Genomic DNA, 21,212 nt, shown 5'->3' on the forward strand with positions numbered 1-21,212 from the left:
GGACGACGATGAAGCCCCTCGACCCCCGACTCCTGCGGTTGTCCCGGACGGCGCGCGGCTTCATCGTCGCCGCCGCCGGCACCGGTGTCCTCCGCACGCTCGCGACCATCGCGATCGCGTGGGGGATCGCGGCGGCCGTCACCCTCGGGGTCGACGCCGTCGGCGACGGCAGGGTGCCGGCGGCGTTCGGGCAGGCGCTCGCGCTGCTCGGCGGGGCGTTCGTCCTGCGTACGGTGGCCGCGTGGGCGACGGACGACCTGGCGGCGCGCGCTGCTGCGAAGGTGAAGAGCGAGATGCGCACGACGGTGCTCGCCCGCGCCGCCGAGCGCGGTCCGTCGTGGCTCGCGGGCCGGTCGAGCGCCGGCTTCGCCACCACGCTTGGCCCCGGGCTCGACGCACTCGACGCCTACTTCGGCCGGTACCTGCCGCAGCTCGCGCTCACCGCGATCGCGACGCCGATGCTCCTGGTCGCGATCGGCCTGGGCGACCTGACGAGCGGGCTGATCATCCTGTTCGCCCTGCCCGTGATCCCGGTCTTCATGATCCTGATCGGCCTGGCCACGCAGTCGCTGCAGCGGAAGCAGTCGGACGCCCTCGCGAAGCTGGGTGGCGCCTTCACCGAGGCCGTCGAAGGGCTCGCCACGCTCAAGGTCTTCGGCCGTGCGCGCCGCCAGGTCGGTCGCATCGGGGTGGTCACCGACGAGTACCGTCGCGGCACGATCGGCGTCCTTCGGCTGTCCTTCGTGAGCGGCTTCGCGCTCGAGCTCGCCGCGAGCCTGTCCGTCGCACTGGTCGCCGTCTCGATCGGCATCCGCCTGGTGGACGGCTCGCTCGGCCTCGGGGCCGCGATGTTCGTGCTCGTGCTGGCACCGGAGGCCTTCGCCCCGATCCGCCAAGTCGGCGCCGACTTCCACGCCGCCCAGGACGGCGTCGAGGCCTCGGCCGCGGTGCTCGACGTGCTGGCCGACGACGAGACCGCATCACCGTCCGCGACCGGCAGCAGCGGCGGCAGCGGGACCGACACGGACCCCGCAGCACCCGCATCCGCCCTGGACGTCCGCGGACTCACCGTCCGCCGACCCGACGTCGTGATCGGACCGTTCGACCTGCACGCCGAGCCCGGCACCGTCGTCGTGCTGGCCGGCCCGAGCGGTTCCGGCAAGTCGAGCATCATCGCCGCACTCCGCGGTGTCCTGCCGCACGACGGTGCCGTCACCGTGCCCGGCCCGGCCGGCGCGTCCGTCGCCGAGCGCACCACGTGGGCCGACCAGCGCCCGCGTCTCGTCCGCGGGACGATCGCCGAGAACGTCGCGCTCAGCGCGACCCCCGACGACGCCGACGTGCGCACCGCGCTGGGCGACGCGGGGCTGGGACTCGACCCGGGCCTCCCGGTCGGCGCCGGTGGCAGCGGACTGTCCGGCGGCCAGGCACAGCGCGTCGCCGTCGCCCGCGCGCTGTACCGCGCGCGACGCGCCGCCACGCCCCTCGTGCTGCTCGACGAGCCGACGTCCGCGCTGGACGCCGAGTCCGAGGAACGCGTCATCGCGGCAGCCCGAGGCCTGGCGGCCGACGGCGCCGTCGTCGTGGTCGCCAGCCACCGACCCGCGGTCGTCGCCGCGGCCGACGTCCGCGTGGACGTCCGCGCCGGCGGGTCCGTGACGGTCCGCAAGGGGGTGCGCGCATGAGCCGGGAGGCCCGTGGCGGCTCCGTCCTGCGGCTCGCGATGCCGCACGGGTCGGGTTGGGCGAAGGCGGTCGCCGCCGGGTCGCTCAGCGCGGTCTGCGCGGTCGCGCTCCTCGCCGCGAGCGGCTACCTGATCACCCGTGCCGCCGAGCACCCGCCGATCCTGTACCTGACGCTCGTGATGGTCGGCGTGCGTGCGTTCGCGCTGGGGCGTGCCGTGCTCCGGTACGTCGACCGGCTCGCCGGGCACGACGCGTCCTTCCGGCAACTAGCCGTGGTGCGGACGGAGATGTACCGGCGGCTGGCGTCGATCGCTCCCACCGGACTCGGCCGGACCGGACGCGGCGACCTCATGACGCGCCTGGTGACCGACACCGACCGGCTGCAGGACCTGCCGATCCGCGTCGTCGGGCCGCTCGTCTCCGCCGGGGTCGTCGCGGTGCTGTCGGTCGTCGCCGTGGCGCTCGTGTCGGTGCCGGCGGCGCTCGTGCTCGTCCTCGCGCTGGCGGTCGCGGCCCTGGTCGGCACGATCGTCACCCGGGCCATCGCCGAGCGCTCGGACCGCGAGACCGCCGCCGACCGGGGTCGCGTCGCGGACCTGGTGCTCGACACCGTCCGGACGCTCGACGTCTTCGCCGCGTACGGCACCCTCGACGAGCGGCTCGCGCACATCGCCCGGCTCGACGCGGGTGTCACCCGGGCCGTCCGGCGCCGTGGCACGGTCGAGTCGCTCGTCGGTGCCCTGGTCGGCCTGGTCGGTGGCGGTGCGGTGATCGGGATCCTCGCCGTCGGTGCCCCCGCCGTGGTGTCCGGTGCGCTCGACGGTCCGCTCTGGGCACTGGCGGTCTTCGTGCCGCTGGCGCTCTTCGAGGTCGTCGGGACCGTCCCGCTCGCCGTCCTGACGCTCCGCCGGGTGCGTGCTGCGGCCGAACGGGTCGAGCAGGTCGTGCCCGCCGAGGTGCCCGTCGGCATCGTCCCCGAGCCCGACGAGGACGCCGACCCGGCGTCGCTCGTGGTCGAGGGGCCGGTCACGCTCGCCGTGCAGGACCTGACCGTCCGCTGGCCTGGTGCTGCCGAGCGTGCAGTCGACGGGGTCTCGTTCACGCTCGCCCCCGGCGAGGTCGTCGTGCTCGAGGGGCCGAGCGGTGCCGGCAAGTCGACCCTGGTCGACGCGCTCGTCCGGTTCGTGGAGCACGAGGGTTCCTACACGCTCGACGGCGTCGAGGCGAGGGCGATGCACCCCGACGCGGTGCGGGCCCGGGTCGGCCTGATCGAACAGGACCCGTTCGTGTTCGACCAGTCGGTGCGGCAGAACCTGCTCTTCGCCCGCGAGACCGCGACCGACGAGGAACTGCTCGCCGTGCTCGACCGGGTCGGCCTGGGGGAGTGGGTCGTCCGGCGGGGCGGGCTGGACGCCTCGGTCGGGGAACGCGGCGTGCTCGTGTCCGGCGGCCAGGCGCACCGGCTCGCGCTCGCCCGCGCACTGCTGCACGCGTTCCCGGTGCTGGTGCTCGACGAACCGACCGCAGACGTCGACCCGGACCTCGGTGACACCGTGCTGCGTGACCTCGTCACCACGGCCCGCGCAGCGGGCCGGACGGTCGTCATCGTCTCGCACGTCCCGGTGGCGCCGGACCTGGTCGACCGCACCCTGCGGATGCGGGACGGACGCCTGCTCGCCGGGTGAGCCGACAGGCGGACGCGGGACGGGCCTCCCGGCTTGTATCGTTGACGACCGTGACCACCGAGCAGCACGCCGAGGACCCGAACGCCTACGACTTCCGTCCTATCCAGGAGAAGTGGCAGCCCCGCTGGGAAGAGCTCGGGCTCTTCACCACCGACCTCGACGACACCCGTCCGCGCAAGTACATCCTCGAGATGTTCCCGTACCCGTCCGGCGACCTGCACATGGGGCACGCCGAGAACTGGGCGCTCGGAGACTTCGTCGCGCGCTACTGGCGCCAGCAGGGCTTCAACGTGCTGCACCCGATCGGCTGGGACTCGTTCGGGCTGCCCGCCGAGAACGCGGCGATCAAGCGCGGGGTGGACCCGAAGGACTGGACCTACGCGAACATCGAGCAGCAGAAGGCGTCCTTCAAGCGCTACGCGCCGTCGTTCGACTGGACCACCGAGATCCACACCTCGGACCCCGAGTACTACAAGTGGAACCAGTGGCTGTTCCTGAAGATGTACGAGAAGGGCCTGGCGTACCGCAAGGACAGTTGGGTCAACTGGGACCCGGTGGACCAGACCGTGCTCGCGAACGAGCAGGTCCTGCCCGACGGCACCTCGGATCGCTCCGGCGCCGTCGTCGTGAAGAAGAAGCTCACGCAGTGGTACTTCAAGATCACCGAGTACGCCGACCGGCTGCTCGACGACCTGAACCAGCTCGAGGGGCGGTGGCCGGCGAAGGTCATCGCGCAGCAGCGCAACTGGATCGGCCGCTCGGTCGGCGCCGACGTCGACTTCGTGATCGAGGGCCGCGACGAGCCCGTCACGGTCTTCACCACCCGTCCGGACACGATCCACGGGGCGACGTTCCTGGTCGTCGCGCCGGACTCCGACCTGGCGGCTGAGCTCGTCGCCGACCCGTCGGTGCCGGCCTCGGTCCGTGACGACTTCGACGCCTACCTGACGGCAACGCAGAAGACGTCCGAGATCGACCGGCAGAACGCCGACCGCCCGAAGACCGGCGTGCCGCTCGGCCGGTCCGCGATCCACCCGCTCACGGGGGAGCGCCTGCCCATCTGGGCCGCCGACTACGTGCTCGCCGACTACGGCCACGGCGCCGTGATGGCCGTGCCCGCGCACGACCAGCGCGACCTCGACTTCGCGCGGGCGTTCGACCTGCCCGTCAAGGTGGTCGTCGACACGAACGCCGCCGTCACCGGCGCGATCCCGGTCATCCCCGAGGGCGCGACGCTCGACGACTTCGACGTGCCGACCCTCGACCCGGTCGCCACCGGCGAAGCGCTGACCGGTCAGGGCCGGATGATCAACTCCGGGCCGCTCGACGGCATGTCGAAGCAGCACGCCATCACCGCTGCCATCGCGCTGCTCGAAGAGCGCGGCACCGGCCGTGCCGCCAAGACCTACCGCCTGCGCGACTGGCTCATCTCGCGCCAGCGCTTCTGGGGCACCCCGATCCCGATCATCCACGGCGCCGACGGGACCGAGCACCCGGTGCCCGAGGACCAGCTGCCGATCGTGCTGCCCGACACCGAGGGGCTCGACCTCAAGCCGAAGGGCACGTCCCCGCTCGGTGGCGCGACCGACTGGGTGAACGTCCCGAACCCCGTCGACGGCACGCCCGCGCTCCGCGACACCGACACGATGGACACCTTCGTCGACTCGTCGTGGTACTTCCTGCGGTTCCTGTCGGCGAACGACGACACCCAGGCGTTCGACCCGGCAGCCGCGCGCCGCTGGGCTCCGGTCGACCAGTACATCGGCGGCATCGAGCACGCGATCCTGCACCTGCTCTACGCCCGCTTCGTCACGAAGGTCCTGTTCGACCTCGGGTACCTCGACTTCACCGAGCCGTTCTCGGCCCTGCTCAACCAGGGCATGGTGCTGTCCGGTGGCTCGAAGATGTCGAAGTCGAAGGGCGGCGTCTCGCTCGGCGACGAGCTCGACGCGAACGGCGTCGACGCGATCCGCCTGGTGATGGGCTTCGCGGGCCCACCGGAGGACGACATCAACTGGGAGGACGTCTCCCCGTCCGCCTCCGCACGCTTCCTGGCGCGGGCGTACCGCCTGGCGCTCGACGTCACGTCCGCACGCGACGTCGTGTGGGCCGACGGCGACCGGGCTCTCCGCCAGGTCACGCACCGGTTCCTCGCCGACGCCCCCGGGATGATGGAGTCGTTCAAGTTCAACGTCGTGATCGCGCGACTGATGGACCTGGTCAACGTCACCCGCAAGGCGATCGACAGCGGCCCCGGTGCCGGTGACCCCGCCGTGCGCGAGGCCGTCGAGACCATCGCGCTCGGGCTGAGCGTCTTCGCGCCGTACACCGGCGAGGAGATGTGGGAGCGGCTGGGCTACGAGGCCACCGTCGCCACGTACGGCTGGCGGAAGGCCGACCCGACGCTGCTCGTGCAGGAGACCCTGACGGCCGTCGTGCAGGTCAACGGCAAGGTGCGTGACTCGTTCGAGGTGTCGAAGTCGATCGAGGCGGACGAGCTCGAGCAGCTCGCACGGTCGTCGGCGAACGTGCAGCGGTACATCGGTGACCGGGAGATCGTGAAGGTGATCGTCCGTGCGCCGAAGCTCGTGAACATCGCCATCAAGGGGTAGCGACCGTCGCTGGCGTCGTCCCTCACAGCAGGGGCGTTCGCGGCACCCGTCCACGGGTGTGACTTCCGGGGCCCGGCCGATCGGCCGGGCTCCGTAGCGTTCGGGGCATGTCGTCCCCGTCGTCTCCCGGACCGTGGTGGTCCCGTCTCGCGTTGTCACCGCGGGCCGCCGTGGTGCTGGCGGCGGTCGTGGTGGTGGTCGCCGTCGTCGTGGTGCTCGTCGGGGCGCTGGTGTCGGGTGGTGGCGAGGGTGCCGGAGGAACGGGCGGGGTCGTCGTGCGTGGGGCGCCGACGGCCGGTGCGGCGTCGGGCGGCCCGTCGCCGTCGGCTGGTGCGTCTGCCGGTGCTGCTCCGTCCGCTCCTGGTGCCGGGCGCGTCATGGTGCACGTGCTCGGGGCGGTGCGGCGGAGCGGTGTGGTCGAGTTGCCGGCATCGAGCCGGGTCGGTGACGCGCTCGAACGTGCCGGTGGGGCCAACGATGACGCCGACCTCGACCGGCTGAACCTGGCGCGGGTGCTGACGGACGGCGAGCGGTTGTACGTGCCGCGGGTCGGGCAACAGGAGGTACCTGAGGCGCTCGGGCCGGTGGCGGACGGTGCTGCCGCCGGGCCGATTGCCGGGGCCGGGGCCGGGGCCGGGAGCGGCGGTGGCTCGGCGGGCACCGGGGGCGAGGGGGCCGCCGTCGTCGACCTGAACACCGCCGACCAGACCGCGCTCGAGACCCTGCCCGGCATCGGACCCGGGTTGGCCGGGCGGATCATCGCCTGGCGTGACGAGCACGGCCGGTTCACCACGGTCGAGGACCTGCTGGACGTCAGCGGCATCGGCGACGTGCGCTTCGCCGAGCTCCGCGATCGCGTGCGGGTCTGAGGGGCGACGGTGCAGCTCGCGCCGAGTGCGATCGACCTCCGGGTCGCGGTGCCGGTGACCGTTGCCTGGATCGCGACCGCCCTGCTCATCGGCGTGCCCGACGTGGCACCCGTGGTCGCCGGGGCTGCGGCGCTCCTGACGGGCGTCAGCGGCATCGTGCTCCGGTGGCGACGGGGCACCGGGGTCGTGGTGGCCGTCGCCGGGCTGCTGCTCGTCGCGGGGGCCCTGACGACGCTGCTCGCAGTGTCGGTCACCGCGGGGGAGTCCCGGCGGGCTCCGGAACCGCTGCGTGCGCTCGTCGCCGGTCCGGGGGCGGGGCACGTGGACGTCGAGGCGGTGCTGACCCGCGACCTCGTGCCGGGCGACCGCTCCGTCACCGCGTCGCTCGTGCGCGCCGACGAGCTCGACGGGCTCCGCGTGCCGGTCCGGCTCGTCCCCGACCAGCACGGCGGTGCACCGGGTGCCGTGCTGGCAGCCGGTGCCCGGGTCACCGTGACCGCCGCCGTGCAGCCGGACGAACCCGGATCGGCGACCGCGTTCGTGGCGTTCGTGCGCGGCACGCCGTCGTCGGTGCCGCCCGGAGGGCTGCTCGGCGGCACCGACACCGCGCGACAGGCGTTCGTCCGGGCCACTGCCGACCTGCCGCAGCCCGGAGCGGCGCTCCTGCGCGGACTCGCGATCGGGGACCGCTCCGGCCTCGACCCGACGACCGAGGCGGCGATGGAGACCTCGGCGCTGACGCACCTGACGGCGGTGTCCGGGGCGAACTGCGCGGTGGTGGTCGGGCTCGTCGTGGTCCTCGGTCGCGCCTGTGGGCTGCCGAGAGCACCTCGAGCGGCAGCGGCCGTCGGTGTGCTCCTGGTGTTCGTCGTGCTCGTGCGGCCCGACCCCTCGATCGTCCGGGCGACGGTGATGGCGATCGTGGTGCTCGTCGTGCACCTGGCCGGTCGACCGGTGCGGGGCGTCCCGCTCATCGCCCTCGCCGCGGTCGGCATGCTGGTTGTCGACCCCTGGTTCGCCCGGTCGTTCGCGTTCGCCCTGTCCGTGCTCGCCACGAGCGGGATCGTGGTGCTCGGCCCGCCGCTCACCGAGCTCCTGGCTCGTCGTGCGTGGCCTCCGGTCGCCGCTGCACTCGCGATCCCCGTCGCGGCGCAGGTGGCGTGCTGGCCGGTGACGATCCCGCTGTCGGCGGCGCTCCCGACCTACGCGGTGCCGGCGAACCTGCTGGCGGAGCCGTTCGCGCCGGTCGTCACGGTGGTCGGGCTCGCCGCGTGTGGCCTCGCTCCGGTGTGGCCGGTGGGCGCGCAGGGACTCGCGGCCGTCGCGTGGGTCCCGGCCGCCGCCGTCGGGGGCATCGCGCACGGGGCGGCCGCCCTGCCGTACGCCTCGGCACCCTGGCCGGCCGGTGTGTTCGGTGTGGCCGCCGCCGTGCTGGTGTGCGGCTGCATCGCGGTCGCCGTGCTGGTCCGGGGGCAGCTCGGCTCCCGGCTGCTGCTCGCCGCGGGGGTCGTTGTCGTGGTCGGTGTCGCAGCGGTCACCGTCCCGGTGCTCGTCGTCCGGGGATCGGTGCCGGGGGACTGGTCGGTCGCCGCGTGTGACGTCGGGCAGGGGGACGCCGTGCTGCTCCGCGGTGACGACGCCGTCGCGCTCGTGGACACCGGCGACGACGAGGAACGGCTCCGGGCGTGCCTGGACCTGCTCGGGGTCACCCGGATCGACCTGCTCGTCCTGACCCACTTCGACCGCGACCACGTCGGCGCGGTGGGCGCGGTGGCCGGCACCGTCGAGACCGCCCTGGTCGGACCCGTCGGCCGTGCGTCGGACGAACGGGTGGTCGACGACCTCCGACGTGCCGGTGTCGACGTGCGGACGGCCGACGACCGGGTCTCCGGAACCCTCGGGCCGCTCGCCTGGCGTGTGGTGTGGCCGCTGGTCGGCGACCGTGCCGCCGGCAACGACGCGAGCATCGTGCTGGTCACGGGGCCGGTGGACGGAGACTCCTGTCCGGCCTGCCTGACCGGGGTCTTCCTCGGCGACCTGGGGGAGTCGTCGCAGCGTCGGCTCCGGAACGCCGGGGAGCTGCCGGTGGGGCCGATCGACGTCGTGAAGGTGGCGCACCACGGCTCGGCGGACCAGGACCCGCAGCTCTACCGGGGGCTCGCCGCGCGGGTCGGGCTCATCGGGGTCGGCGCGGACAACACCTACGGACACCCGACGGCATCGGCCCTCGGCATGCTCGAGGCCGCGGGCACGCTGCCGCTCCGCACCGACGAGCTCGGCACCGTGGTGCTCGCCCGGTCCGGCAGCGACGAGGTGCGGGTGTGGACGGAGCGCTCGTCGTCGGCGGCCGCCCGTAGGATCGACGGTGCACCACTCGACCCGGCACCGTCCGGGCCGGCACCACCGGAAGGACCACATGGCCGCCAAGAAGCCCGCGCGCGCCGCAGCGAAGATCGACCAGGTGCCCTGGTCGGGGATCCGTCCGGCGCCCGTCGTGCTCATCACCGGACCCGAAGCGTTCCTCGCCGACCGCGCCCGCGGTGTGCTGAAGGACCTGCTGCAGGGCGAGGACCCCGCGCTCGAGGTGCACGACCTCGAAGCCGACCAGTACGCCCCCGGGCTCCTCGCCACCCTCGCCAGCCCGTCGCTGTTCGGCGAGCCGCGACTCGTGCAGGTCACGAACGTCGAGAAGTGCACCGACGCCTTCATCACCGAGACGATCTCGTACCTGCAGGCCCCGGCCGACGACGTCACCCTGGTGCTCCGGCACGGGGGTGGTGTGCGCGGCAAGAAGCTCCTCGACACGATCCGCAGCGGTGTCGGCGGCGGGGTCGAGGTGCTGTGCGACGAGCTCAAGCGCGAGACCGACCGCATCGACTTCGTGAACGCCGAGTTCCGCGCCGCACGACGCCGGATCGCGCCCTCCGCCGTCCGGACCCTGGTGACCGCGTTCGCCGACGACCTCGCCGAACTCGCCGCCGCCTGCCGACAGCTCCTGGCGGACGAGGCCGAGGAGATCACCGACAAGGTCGTCGACAAGTACTACGGCGGTCGCGTCGAGACGAACGCGTTCAAGGTCGCCGACATCGCGCTCGCGGGCCGGTCGGCACCGGCGATCGTCGAGCTGCGGCACGCCCTGGCCACCGGCGAGGCACCCGTGCCGATCGTCGCCGCGTTCGCGAGCAAGATCCGCACGATGGCGAAGGTCAGCGCCTTCCGGGGCCCGAGCGGGCAGGCGGCCTCGGCGCTCGGTATGGCGCCGTGGCAGGTGCAGCGCGCGCAGCGTGACGTCGCCGGCTGGAGCGAGTCCGGGCTGGCGAACGCGATCATCAGCATCGCCGAGGCGGACACCGCGGTGAAGGGTGGCTCGCGCGACGCTCACTACGCGCTCGAGGTCATGGTCCGCACCATCGCCCGACGCGGCGAGCCCCGCTGAGGCGAGTCGGGCCTCCCGGCTGTCCCGCGCCTGTCGGGCGGCACTTCGTGAGCAGAAACGGTCGGGTCCGCCATCGCGACCCGACCGTTTCTGCTCACGAAGCGAACCCAACGCACCCCACGCACGACGAAGGCCCCGCACCAACGGTGCGGGGCCTTCGGACCAGAATGGTCAGGACGTCAGAGCGACGAGACCTTCTTCGCGATGGCCGACTTGCGGTTCGCGGCCTGGTTCTTGTGGATGACACCCTTGCTCACGGCCTTGTCGAGCTTCTTCGACGCGAGGGCCAGGGCGGCAACGGCCTTGTCCTTGTCGCCGGCGGCGACGGCGTCGTTGGCACGACGGATGTGCGTCTTGAGCTCCGACTTGTAGGCCTTGTTGCGCTCAGTGGCCTTGAGGTTGGTCTTGATGCGCTTGATCTGCGACTTGATGTTCGCCATGAATTGCTCCTGCTCGTCTCGTACGGGTGGGCGCGACCGCAGGGTAGAGGGGCCCTTGGTCGCATCGCGTTCCACCCGTGGGCGGGGAACGCGGAAGCCAGCCACCAACACTACCAGGCAAGCGGGCTGCCACCAAAGCACGAAACACCGCCGGATCGGCGGAAGCCCGCGGCCGACCGCGCCGAAACCCCACGGCAACACGCACCGGATACCGTGACGGACATGCCCTCCCTCGCACCGCGCATCGACACCGTGCCCGCCTCCGGCATCCGGAGGGTCTTCGAGCAGGCGGCCCTGCTGCAGTCGAGCGGCACCGACGTCACGATGCTCGTGATCGGCGAGCCGGACGTCCCGGTGGCGACGCACATCGGTGAGGCGGCCCGTCGTGCCTGGACCGAGGACCGCACCGGGTACACCCCGAACGGCGGGATCGCGCCCCTCCGCGAAGCCGTCCGCGACAAGCTCCGCCGTGAGAACCGGATCGAGGCCGACCTCGAGCAGATCTGGATGACGATCGGTGCGACGCAGGCGCTGTTCCAGGCGATGACGCTGACCCTGAGCCCGGGCGACGAGGTGCTCGTGCCGGACCCCGGCTACACGACCTTCACGATGAACGCCCACATCATCGGGGCGACCCCGGTGCCGTACCGGCTGGAGCCGCAGCACGGGTTCGAGCCCGACCTGCAGGCCCTCGAGGCGAGCGTCACCGAACGCACCCGGGTGCTGATCGTCAACTCGCCGTCGAACCCGCTCGGCTCGGTCTTCGGCGAGGAGACCCTGCGCGCGCTGCTGGCCTTCGCGAAGCGGCACGACCTCTGGGTCATCAGCGACGAGGTCTACGAGTACTTCACCTACGGCACCCGGCACGTCAGCCTGGCGGCGCTCGACGAGGACGACCGCGTGTTCTCGGCGTTCTCGCTCAGCAAGACGTACGCGATGACCGGCGTCCGCGTCGGCTACCTCGTCACGCCGAAGGGGCTCGGCGCGACGATGCGGACCACGCAGGAGGCCATGATCAGCTATGTCGCCGAACCCGACCAGTACGCGGCCCTCGCGGCGATCGTGGGGGACCACTCCGCGGTGCGCGACGCCCGGGAGCACTACCGCGCGAACCTCGAGGTCGCGAAGGAGACCCTCGACGCCGCCGGCATCCGGTACCTCGACCCGCGCGGGGCGTTCTACCTGTGGGTCGACATGTCGCACGCCTCCGACGGGGACATCGCCGAGTGGGCGCTCGGGTTCCTGCAGCGCGAGCGGGTCGCCGTCGCACCGGGCAGCGCCTTCGGACGCACCGGCGAGGGCTGGATCCGCGTCTGCCTCGCAGCCACCGCGGACGACCTCCGGCACGGCCTCGGTGCCCTGCCGGCTCCGGCGCACGCGACCGTCTGACGCGCGGTCCACACGGCCGGGAGGCCCGGTGCCGGTCGGCAGGACGGCGCACGGTGCGTGGTCCTCCACCTGGTGCGAGGCTGCTCGCCCCGTGCCGCGCAGCATCCGGTCACCGGGCGGTCGACTGCGCACGGACCCGCCGACGTCGCACCGTGCGGCGTCCAGCACGCCGGCGCGAGGGCGCACCAAACGCGCACCGAACGCGCACCGTGCGTGGCGGACGCGCGCCGTGCCTCCAGGTCGGGTGAAGCGTGGGAGACTGTTGCGACCGTCCGACCCACCTGAGGAACCGTGAGCCCACAAGCATCTGCACCGCTGGAGCCCGCAGCGACCCCGGCCGACGCGATCCGCAACTTCTGCATCATCGCGCACATCGACCACGGCAAGTCGACGCTGGCCGACCGCATGCTGTCGATCACCGGCATCGTCGAGGACCGCGCGATGCGTGCGCAGTACCTCGACCGCATGGACATCGAGCGCGAGCGCGGCATCACGATCAAGTCGCAGGCCGTGCGCATGCCGTGGGAACTCGACGGTGAGACCTTCGCGCTGAACATGATCGACACCCCCGGGCACGTCGACTTCTCGTACGAGGTCTCGCGCTCCCTGGCCGCCTGCGAGGGCGCGATCCTGCTCGTCGACGCAGCCCAGGGCATCGAGGCGCAGACGCTCGCGAACCTGTACCTGGCCCTCGAGAACGACCTCGAGATCATCCCGGTCCTCAACAAGATCGACCTGCCGGCGGCCGAACCGGACAAGTACGCCGCCGAGCTCGCACAGCTCATCGGTGGCAAGCCCGAGGACGTCCTCCGGGTGTCCGGCAAGACCGGCGTCGGGGTGCCCGAGCTCCTCGACCTGGTCGTCCGTCGCGTGCCGGCCCCCGTCGGCGACGCCGAGGCGGCGCCCCGCGCGATGATCTTCGACTCGGTCTACGACAGCTACCGCGGCGTCGTCACCTACGTCCGCATGATCGACGGCACCATCTCGCCCCGCGAGAAGGTCCAGATGATGTCGACCAAGTCGACGCACGAGATCCTGGAGATCGGGGTCTCCAGCCCGGAGCCGAAGCCCACGAAGGGGCTGTCCGTCGGCGAGGTGGGCTACCTGATCACCGGCGTGAAGGACGTCCGCCAGTCCAAGGTCGGCGACACCGTCACGAGCGCACAGAAGCCCGCGACCCAGGCGCTGCCCGGCTACACGGACCCGAAGCCGATGGTGTTCTCGGGCCTGTACCCGATCGACGGCAGCGACTACCCGGTGCTCCGCGAAGCGCTCGACAAGCTCAAGCTGTCCGACGCCGCACTGGTCTACGAGCCGGAGACCTCGGTCGCGCTCGGCTTCGGGTTCCGCTGCGGGTTCCTCGGGCTGCTTCACCTCGAGATCATCACCGAGCGGCTGTCCCGCGAGTTCGGCCTCGACCTCATCACCACGGCCCCGAGCGTGATCTACGAGGTCACGACCGAGGACAACGCCGTGACCGAGGTCACGAACCCCTCGGAGTTCCCGACCGGGCGCATCGTCGAGGTCCGCGAGCCGATGGTCCGCGCCGCGATCCTGGCCCCGAAGGACTACGTCGGCGCGATCATGGAGCTCTGCCAGCAGCGCCGCGGCTCCCTGCTCGGCATGGAGTACCTCGGCGAGGACCGCGTCGAGATCCGCTACGAGATGCCCCTCGGCGAGATCGTCTTCGACTTCTTCGACCAGCTGAAGAGCAAGACCCAGGGCTACGCGTCGCTCGACTACGAGCCCACCGGCGACCAGGCCGCCGACCTCGTCAAGGTCGACATCCTGCTGCAGGGTGACCAGGTCGACGCCTTCAGTGCGATCGTGCACCGAGACAAGGCGTACGCCTACGGCACCCTCATGACCGAGCGGCTGCGCAAGCTCATCCCGCGCCAGCAGTTCGAGGTGCCGATCCAGGCCGCCATCGGGGCGCGCATCATCGCCCGCGAGAGCATCCGCGCGATGCGCAAGGACGTCCTGGCGAAGTGCTACGGCGGTGACATCACCCGCAAGCGCAAGCTCCTCGAGAAGCAGAAGGAGGGCAAGAAGCGCATGAAGACCATCGGTCGCGTCGAGGTCCCGCAGGAAGCCTTCATCGCGGCGCTCTCCGGCGACGTCGAAGAGAAGAAGAAGTAGCGCCGGGCGCGCAGCGCGTTTCGCGCTGAGCGACAGCTCACGCACTGCGACCGCCGTGATCTGTCGGTGAGCGCGAAAGCCCGGTGCGCGGTCAGCCGGTCCGGCGGGCGCGGGCCCGCAGGGCGGCCAGGCAGAGGGCCGGGAGGCTCGCTGCGGCCAGTCCCGCCAGTGCGGTCCGCAGGATGGCCCAGTGGGCGGCCGCTTCGAAGTCGGTCTGCTCGCCGAAGGCCACCCCGGCGATCACGGCGCCGACCACCGTCGCGAGCGTCACGACCGCGAGAGCCAGCGCCAGCCGGTGGCCACGATCACGCCGCACCGCCGACACCAGTGCGGCGCCGAACAGCAGCACCCCGGCGCCGGCGCAGCTCGCCCCGACGGCGGCGATGACGTTCGCGGTGTCGAAGCCGTTCCACGACTCGGGGGCGATCGCGGCGGTGGCGTACCGGGCGGGTGACGCTGCGGCAGAGGTCGTCACGTCCACCAGCACCCGGGCGGTCGCCGCCACGCCGAACGCGACGAGCGTGAGCGCGGCGAGGACGATGGTCCGTCGGTCGACGGACCGCGGGCGGGCGGGGGTGGGGCGGGGCACCTGCTGACGATAGCCGCGGGGCGGACGGTTGTCGGGCCTCCAGTTCGGGGTGCACGGTTGTTGGGCCGACCAGGCAGAGGTGAGCACGGATCGGTTCGATCCGGGGCGGCCCGCCCAAGTACCATGGCAGCATGAGCATCCGCGGGAGCTACCGGACCGCCCTGACGTACGGCGCGGTGGGGGCGACCCAGGCGTCGGACCTCATGACCTACCCGCCGGACGGCTTCACGCCGGCCGAGTCGCGCGCGCGGATCGGACACGGCGACCAGCGGTTCGAGACCGCCGTCGTGCAGGCGCTCACGTGGCAGATCCAGGAGCGCAGCGGTGTCCGCGTGCGCGTCGAGGAGCAGCCCGACGACGACGAGGTCCGGTACAACCCGGTGACCTTCGACGACGACGGTGTGCCGATCGCGCCGGCGTCCATCGGGACGCCCCGGGTCGAGAAGTTCGCGCCCGACGGCACCCCGCTGCTGACGGCGGGCACGAGCGCAACGTTGACGATCCACGCGTTCGGGCAGACCGTGCTGGCACCGGTGCGCGTCGTGTCGATCATCGACGAGCACGACCGCAAGGGCTTCGCCTACGGCACGCTCGAGGGGCACCCGCTCTCCGGTGAGGAGTCGTTCGTCGTCGAGCGCACCCCGGACGGGTCGGTGTGGCTGCAGGTCCGGCAGTTCTCGCAGCCGGCGAGCCGGAAGTGGCGCTTCGTCGCGCCGTTCGTGCGGCGGCAGCAGAAGGTCATGGCGGAGAAGTACCTGGCGGCGCTGCGGGGCGACTAGGCGTCGCGGTCGCTGGCGGTCGCTGGCGGTCGCTCGCGGTCGCTGGCGGCCGCTCGCTCTCGCTCCTCAGCGGAGCGGTGGGAGCGCGGCGATCGCGTCCTCGATGAGGGCGGCGTCCTGCTGGCAGTCGCGCGCGACGGTCACGGCGTTCGTGTGCCGCAGCGCATCGACGTCGTAGACACCCGTTGCCACGGCCAGGAAGGGGATGCCCGCGGCGTCCGCGGCCTCGCCGTCGCGCGGGGTGTCGCCGACGATGACCGCCCGGGTGCCGACCAGTTCCGCGGCGGCGCGCAGGGTGACCCCGGCCCGCTCGACCTCGGTGTCCCCGAAGTACGAGTGCTCCCAGTCGAAGACGTCGGCGTCGAACCCGGCGCCGGTGAGCTTCACCCGGGCGCGGTACTCGGAGTTGCCGGTGAGCAGGCCGTTGCGCCACCCGAGTTCGGCGAAGCGGGTCAGGAGCGCCTTCGCCCCGGGGACGGGGCTGCGGTGGTCGCCGGAGGCGTGCCGTTCGGCGGTCAGGTCGTGCAGGTGCCGGCTGACCGAGGGGATCAGGGTGTCCTCGAACGCGTGGGCGCGCACGTGCTCGGCGATGAGCCCGGCGTCGGTCCGACCGTGCTGGTGCCCGACCCGCAGGGTGAGGTCGCGGCCCACCGCCCGCTCGAGGGCGAGGTGGTAGAGGTTGCCCGGGGACGACGCGTTCATCACGAGGGTGCCGTCGATGTCCCACAGGACCGTGGTGGGGACGGGATGGTGCTCCATGGCTCCCATCATGACGGACAATGGACTCCATGCCGAGTGCTCTCCCGATCGCCGATCCAGCACCAGCGGACGGCCTGATCACCCCGTGGGCGGCAGCGGGCTCCGCCGCCGGGCCGGGGGCTGCTCCCGCCGCCGGTGACGTCCCCTTCGGCGTGTACGTGCACGTGCCGTTCTGCCGCGTGCGCTGCGGCTACTGCGACTTCAACACCTACACGGCGTCGGAGCTCCGCGGCGTCCGTCGCGACGACTACGCCGGGCACGCCGTGCGCGAGATCGAGTGGGCCGCGACCGTGCTCGACCGTTCCGGTGTGCCGCGGCGACCGGTGTCGACCGTCTTCTTCGGCGGCGGCACCCCGACCATGCTGCCGGCGTCCGACCTCGCGATGATCCTCCGTGCGATCGACGACACCTGGGGCATCCTGCCCGGGGCAGAGGTCACCACCGAGGCGAACCCGGACTCGGTCGACGCGGCGTCGCTCGAGACCCTGCGGGCCGGCGGCTTCAACCGGATCAGCTACGGCATGCAGTCCGCCGTGCCGCACGTGCTCGCCACGCTCGACCGCACGCACGACCCGCTCCGGGTCCCCGTCGTCGTCGACCTCGCGAAGCAGCAGGGACTCGACGTCTCGCTCGACCTCATCTACTCGACGCCGGGGGAGTCCCTCACCGACTGGCGGACCTCGCTCGACGCCGCGATCGCCTGCGAGCCCGACCACGTGTCGGCGTACTCGCTCATCGTCGAGGACGGCACCGCGATGGGTCGCATGGTCGCCCGCGGCGAGCTCCCCGCCCCCGACGACGACCTGGCCGCCGACATGTACGAGCTCGCCGACCAGGTGCTCGGCGACGCCGGCTACTCCTGGTACGAGGTGTCGAACTGGGCGCGCGGCGACGCGCACGCGAGTCGACACAACCTGTCCTACTGGAAGGGCCACGACTGGTGGGGCGTCGGCCCCGGCGCGCACTCCGCCGTCGCCGGCACGCGCTGGTGGAACGTCAAGCACCCGGCCGCGTACGCGAACCGGGTGCTGTCGGGGGAGTCGCCGGCCGCCGGCCGCGAGACCATCGACGACGAGACGCGGTACGTCGAGCGCCTGCTGCTGGCGGCGCGGGTCCGGGGGGAGCTCGCGACGAGCGAGATCCGCCAGGAGGCCCGTGGCCGGGTCGCCGGGCTCATCGCACGCGGACTCGTGGACGGGTCGGCCGCGGTGCGGGGACGGATCGACCTGACCCTGCAGGGTCGCCTGCTCGCCGACGCGGTGGTGCGGGAGCTGCTCGACTGAGGGGCGTGCGCACTGCTTGCTGCGCACTGCTTGCCGCTGCCGCTACTGCTTGATGAACTCGATCGAGAGCGGGTAGCGGTAGAACTGGCCCTGGTTCGCGGCGACCGCAGCCATGATGCTGAAGATCAACGACACGATGCCGGCTGCCAGCACGATCAGGACCCCGACGCCGAACACCGACGTGAGCGAACCGACCACGTAGGCGATGCCCATCGTGATGTGGAAGTTCAGCGCGACGCGGGTGTGCTCGCGGACGAAGCCACCGCGGTCGCGGAGGACCAGGTAGGCGACGAGCGGTGCGATGAAGTTGAAGAAGATGCCGCCGATGTGCGTCAGCGTGGCCCACAGGCGCTGGTCTTCCGGGCTCATCGGCTGGGGTGGGGTGTAGCCGGCGGGGTACTGCGGCCCGCCGGGGTACTGGGGCCCGCCGGGCTGCTGGGGGCCACCGGGGCCGTGGCCGTACGGGCCGCCGGGCTGCTCGGGTCCGGGGCCGTCGGGCTGCTGTCCGTAGGTCATGGCGGAAGCGTATCGGCCGACCGCCCGGAAGTCCCGGGCCGTCAGCGGTCGGGCGTAGGATCAGCAGTCGACACGTCCGAGTGCCAGGTCGATCGGGAAAGGAGGCGCTCGTGGTCAGTGAACGCAGCCTCGAGGTCCTCAAGGCCATCGTGCGCGACTACGTGGCGTCGCGTGAACCCGTCGGGTCGAAGACCATCGTCGAGCGGCACGCCTTCGGGGTCAGCGCCGCGACGATCCGCAACGACATGGCCCTGCTCGAGGACGAGCAGTTGATCGCCGCACCGCACACCTCGTCCGGCCGGGTGCCGACCGACAAGGGGTACCGCGTCTTCGTGGACCACCTGGCGGGTGCCCGTCCGCTCTCGAGCGCGCAACGGCACGCCATCGAGACCTTCCTCGGTGCCCCGAACGACCTCGACGAGGTCCTCGGGCGCACCGTCCGGCTGCTCAGCCAGCTCACCAACCAGGTCGCCCTGGTGCAGTACCCCTCGATGGTGCGCGCCCGGGTGCAGCACGTCGAGCTCGTCCGGCTCGGTGACGCCCGGTTGATGGTGGTGCTCATCACCGACACCGCCCGCGTCGAACAGCGCGTGGTCGAGACCGACGTCCCGCTCGACGAAGACTCGCTGGGCGAACTCCGCACCGTGGTGAACGGCGCGACGGTGGGGCTCCTGCTGCAGGACGTCCCGACCGCGCTCCGAGCCGTCCCACAGCAGCTCCGCCCCGACGCCCAGACGCTCGGCGGGGTCGTCGTCGCCACGCTCATCGAGCAGGTCGCGGCGAACCGGCAGGACCGCCTGCTGATGGCCGGTGCGGCCAACCTGGCGAAGAGCGAGCAGGACTTCTCCGGCGGCCTCTTCCCGGTGCTCGAAGCGATCGAGGAACAAGTCACCCTGCTCCGGTTGTTCGGGGAGATGCAGGTGGACGACATCGCGGTGGCGGCCAGCATCGGCGTCGAGAACGCCGAGTACGGGCTCGACGCCACGAGCATCGTCGCCGGCGGCTACCTGGCCGGTGGCGAGGTGGCCCGCCTGGGCGTCCTCGGACCGACCCGCATGGACTACGGCACGAACATGGCGGCCGTCCGCGCCGTCGCCCGCTACCTGTCCAAGCTCCTGGGCGAACACTGACCAACCGACCGAACCCAACCGACTGAGGGATACGTGGCAGACCACTACGACGTCCTCGGCGTCCAGCGAGACGCCTCCGATGCCGACATCAAGAAGGCCTACCGCCGCCTGGCGCGTGAGCTCCACCCGGACGTGAACCCGGCACCCGACGCCGCCGAGCGCTTCAAGGACGTGACGCACGCGTACGACGTGCTGAGCGATCCCGAGCAGCGGCGCCGGTACGACGCCGGCCCGCAGGCCGACAGCCCCTTCGGCGGTGGCGCCGGCGGCTTCAGCGACATCTTCGACGCCTTCTTCGGCGGTGGCGGTGGCGGCGGCCGTGGCTCGGGCCCGCGCAGCCGTGCCGAGCGCGGCCAGGACGCCCTGCTCCGCATCGAGGTCGACCTCGACGAGGTCGTCTTCGGCACCCACAAGGACGTCGAGGTCGACACGGCGGTGCTGTGCGAGACCTGTCACGGCTCCTGCTGCGCACCGGGCACCAGCCCGCGCACGTGCGACATCTGCGGCGGCTCCGGGCACATCCAGCGCCAGGTCCGTTCGCTCCTGGGCAACGTGGTGACGAGCGCCCCGTGCGGCACCTGCCGCGGGTACGGCACCGTCATCCCGAGCCCCTGCCCGACCTGCCAGGGTCAGGGCCGCGTCCGCGCACGTCGCACCGTGCCGGTGGACGTCCCCGCGGGCGTCGACTCCGGCCTGCGCCTGCAGATGCCCGGCCAGGGCGAGGTCGGTCCGGCCGGCGGTCCGTCCGGCGACCTGTACCTCGAGATCCGTGTACGCCACGACGACGTCTTCAGCCGTGACGGCGACGACCTGCTGGCGACGCTCGAGGTCGGCATGACCGACGCCGTCCTCGGCACGACCACCACGATCGACGGCCTCGACGGTCCGGTCGAGCTCGAGATCCGGCCCGGCGTGCAGAGCGCCGACGTCCTCGTCATCAAGGACCGCGGCATCACGAAGCTGCGCGGGAACGGCCGCGGTGACCTGCGGGTCGGCGTGCAGGTCGTCACCCCGACCAAGCTGTCCCACAAGGAACGACAGCTGGTCGAGCAGCTCGCGAAGTCGCACAAGACCACCGCCCCGCAGCTCGCCCGGTTCCAGCAGGGCATGTTCGGCAAGCTCCGCGACCGGTTCTTCAACCACTGATGGCGTCGCTGTACCTCGTCGACTCGCTGGACGGCGTCGCCGTCGGTGACCCGGTGTCGCTCGACGGCGCTGAGGGCCGGCACGCGGTCTCCGTCGCGCGCGTCCGGGTCGGCGAGGTCCTGCGGATCGCCGACGGTCGGGGCACCGTGGTGTCCGGGCCGGTCACCACGCTCGGCAAGGACACGCTGGAGCTCGCGGTCCAGACCGTCGAGCACCAGGATGCACCGCGCCCGTCGCTGACCCTCGTGCAGGCCCTGGCGAAGGGCGGCCGTGACGAGATGGCGGTGCAGGCGGCGACCGAGATCGGCGTCGACCGGGTCGTGCCGTGGTCGGCCGCGCGCAGCGTCTCCCGGTGGGACGGCGCGAAGGTCGAGAAGGGCCGTGCCCGGTGGGCATCGATCGCGCACGAGGCCGCGAAGCAGGCGATCCGTCCGCGCGTGCCCGTCGTCGCGCCGCTGGTGACGACCGGACAGCTCGTGTCCGCGCTCGGGGAGGGGACCGCCCTCGTCCTGCTCGACCCGACCGCGACCGTGCGACTCGCCACCTGGGAACCCCCGACGGACGCCGAGGACATCGCACTCGTCGTCGGTCCCGAAGGCGGCATCGACGGCGCGGAGCTCGACCGGCTCGAGGCCGCGGGTGCCGTGCGGGTCCGACTCGGTGACAGCGTGCTCCGCACGTCCACCGCCGGACCGGCGGCACTCGCTGTCCTGCAGGCGCGACTGGGCCGCTGGTGAGCCGGACCAGGCCGTCGG

16 protein-coding genes and 1 pseudogene are annotated in these 21,212 nt (G+C 72.4%); 13 read left to right on the forward strand and 4 right to left on the reverse strand.

Going from position 1 to position 21,212, the window contains the following annotated elements; all coding sequences use genetic code 11:
* The first annotated feature begins 8 nt into the window (after nt 1–8).
* From cydD to holA, 6 genes and pseudogenes are all read left to right on the forward strand, one after another.
* Nucleotides 9–1,685 carry a thiol reductant ABC exporter subunit CydD gene (cydD, locus tag DEJ11_RS07425; RefSeq protein ID WP_111054956.1) on the forward strand — a complete coding sequence of 559 codons (1,677 nt, stop codon included), beginning with the start codon at nt 9–11 and terminating at the stop codon, nt 1,683–1,685.
* A complete protein-coding gene (gene cydC / locus DEJ11_RS07430) occupies nt 1,682–3,370 on the forward strand; it encodes a thiol reductant ABC exporter subunit CydC (protein WP_111103546.1) in 1,689 nt (562 codons plus the stop codon). The genes cydD and cydC overlap by 4 nt, the downstream gene beginning before the upstream one ends.
* A 50-nt stretch (nt 3,371–3,420) precedes the next feature.
* Nucleotides 3,421–5,982, forward strand: a complete 2,562-nt coding sequence (gene leuS / locus DEJ11_RS07435) for a leucine--tRNA ligase (RefSeq protein ID WP_111103547.1) — start codon at nt 3,421–3,423, stop codon at nt 5,980–5,982.
* A 107-nt stretch (nt 5,983–6,089) separates the two neighbouring features.
* Entirely contained in the window at nt 6,090–6,851 is a 762-nt protein-coding gene (locus tag DEJ11_RS07440; protein ID WP_111103548.1) for a ComEA family DNA-binding protein, read from the forward strand.
* A gap of 570 nt (nt 6,852–7,421) precedes the next feature.
* A pseudogene (locus DEJ11_RS18125) lies at nt 7,422–8,639 on the forward strand (ComEC/Rec2 family competence protein); the annotation flags it as partial.
* 628 nt (nt 8,640–9,267) lie between these two features.
* Nucleotides 9,268–10,287 carry a DNA polymerase III subunit delta gene (gene holA / locus DEJ11_RS07445; RefSeq protein WP_027465301.1) on the forward strand — a complete coding sequence of 340 codons (1,020 nt, stop codon included), beginning with the start codon at nt 9,268–9,270 and terminating at the stop codon, nt 10,285–10,287.
* Nucleotides 10,288–10,466: 179 nt separating this feature from the next.
* Here holA and rpsT read toward each other — a convergent pair whose 3' ends face one another.
* Nucleotides 10,467–10,727 carry a 30S ribosomal protein S20 gene (rpsT, locus tag DEJ11_RS07450; protein WP_017886662.1) on the reverse strand — a complete coding sequence of 87 codons (261 nt, stop codon included), beginning with the start codon at nt 10,725–10,727 and terminating at the stop codon, nt 10,467–10,469.
* A gap of 222 nt (nt 10,728–10,949) precedes the next feature.
* Between rpsT and DEJ11_RS07455 the strand changes: the two genes are divergently transcribed.
* Nucleotides 10,950–12,116: a pyridoxal phosphate-dependent aminotransferase gene (locus tag DEJ11_RS07455; protein ID WP_111103550.1), complete on the forward strand. Its 1,167-nt coding sequence runs from the start codon at nt 10,950–10,952 to the stop codon at nt 12,114–12,116.
* Between the two features lie 291 nt (nt 12,117–12,407).
* On the forward strand, nt 12,408–14,255 hold the full coding sequence (gene lepA / locus DEJ11_RS07460; RefSeq protein WP_017886664.1) for a translation elongation factor 4: 1,848 nt from the start codon (nt 12,408–12,410) through the stop codon (nt 14,253–14,255).
* A 91-nt stretch (nt 14,256–14,346) separates the two neighbouring features.
* Here lepA and DEJ11_RS07465 read toward each other — a convergent pair whose 3' ends face one another.
* Nucleotides 14,347–14,844: a hypothetical protein gene (locus DEJ11_RS07465; protein ID WP_111103551.1), complete on the reverse strand. Its 498-nt coding sequence runs from the start codon at nt 14,842–14,844 to the stop codon at nt 14,347–14,349.
* 131 nt (nt 14,845–14,975) lie between these two features.
* Here DEJ11_RS07465 and DEJ11_RS07470 point away from each other — a divergent pair, with 131 nt between their 5' ends.
* The gene (locus DEJ11_RS07470; RefSeq protein WP_035808235.1) at nt 14,976–15,623 is read left to right on the forward strand and encodes a DUF1990 domain-containing protein; all 648 of its coding nucleotides are present in this window, start codon (nt 14,976–14,978) and stop codon (nt 15,621–15,623) included.
* 66 nt (nt 15,624–15,689) lie between these two features.
* Here DEJ11_RS07470 and DEJ11_RS07475 read toward each other — a convergent pair whose 3' ends face one another.
* A complete protein-coding gene (locus tag DEJ11_RS07475) occupies nt 15,690–16,382 on the reverse strand; it encodes an HAD family hydrolase (protein ID WP_181436827.1) in 693 nt (230 codons plus the stop codon).
* Between the two features lie 29 nt (nt 16,383–16,411).
* Here DEJ11_RS07475 and hemW point away from each other — a divergent pair, with 29 nt between their 5' ends.
* Complete coding sequence (hemW, locus tag DEJ11_RS07480) at nt 16,412–17,665, forward strand: radical SAM family heme chaperone HemW (RefSeq protein WP_111103568.1); 1,254 nt, start codon at nt 16,412–16,414, stop codon at nt 17,663–17,665.
* 42 nt (nt 17,666–17,707) lie between these two features.
* On the opposite strand, the gene DEJ11_RS07485 is transcribed toward hemW, so the two are convergent.
* Nucleotides 17,708–18,181 carry a DUF4870 domain-containing protein gene (locus DEJ11_RS07485; protein ID WP_349775176.1) on the reverse strand — a complete coding sequence of 158 codons (474 nt, stop codon included), beginning with the start codon at nt 18,179–18,181 and terminating at the stop codon, nt 17,708–17,710.
* Nucleotides 18,182–18,291: 110 nt separating this feature from the next.
* On the opposite strand from DEJ11_RS07485, the gene hrcA reads away from it, so the two are divergent.
* Genes hrcA through DEJ11_RS07500 form a run of 3 tightly spaced genes read left to right on the forward strand, consistent with a single transcriptional unit; the run spans nt 18,292 to nt 21,194 of the window.
* Nucleotides 18,292–19,311, forward strand: coding sequence for a heat-inducible transcriptional repressor HrcA (hrcA, locus tag DEJ11_RS07490; protein WP_027465308.1), 1,020 nt, complete (start codon nt 18,292–18,294; stop codon nt 19,309–19,311).
* A 33-nt stretch (nt 19,312–19,344) separates the two neighbouring features.
* On the forward strand, nt 19,345–20,457 hold the full coding sequence (gene dnaJ / locus DEJ11_RS07495; RefSeq protein ID WP_017886671.1) for a molecular chaperone DnaJ: 1,113 nt from the start codon (nt 19,345–19,347) through the stop codon (nt 20,455–20,457).
* Nucleotides 20,457–21,194 (forward strand): 16S rRNA (uracil(1498)-N(3))-methyltransferase, encoded by a 738-nt coding sequence (locus DEJ11_RS07500; RefSeq protein ID WP_071405707.1) that lies wholly within the window; start codon nt 20,457–20,459, stop codon nt 21,192–21,194. The genes dnaJ and DEJ11_RS07500 overlap by 1 nt, the downstream gene beginning before the upstream one ends.
* Nucleotides 21,195–21,212: the final 18 nt, after the last annotated feature.

Source organism: Curtobacterium sp. MCLR17_058, assembly GCF_003234705.2.
Classification (GTDB): Bacteria; Actinomycetota; Actinomycetes; order Actinomycetales; family Microbacteriaceae; genus Curtobacterium; species Curtobacterium flaccumfaciens.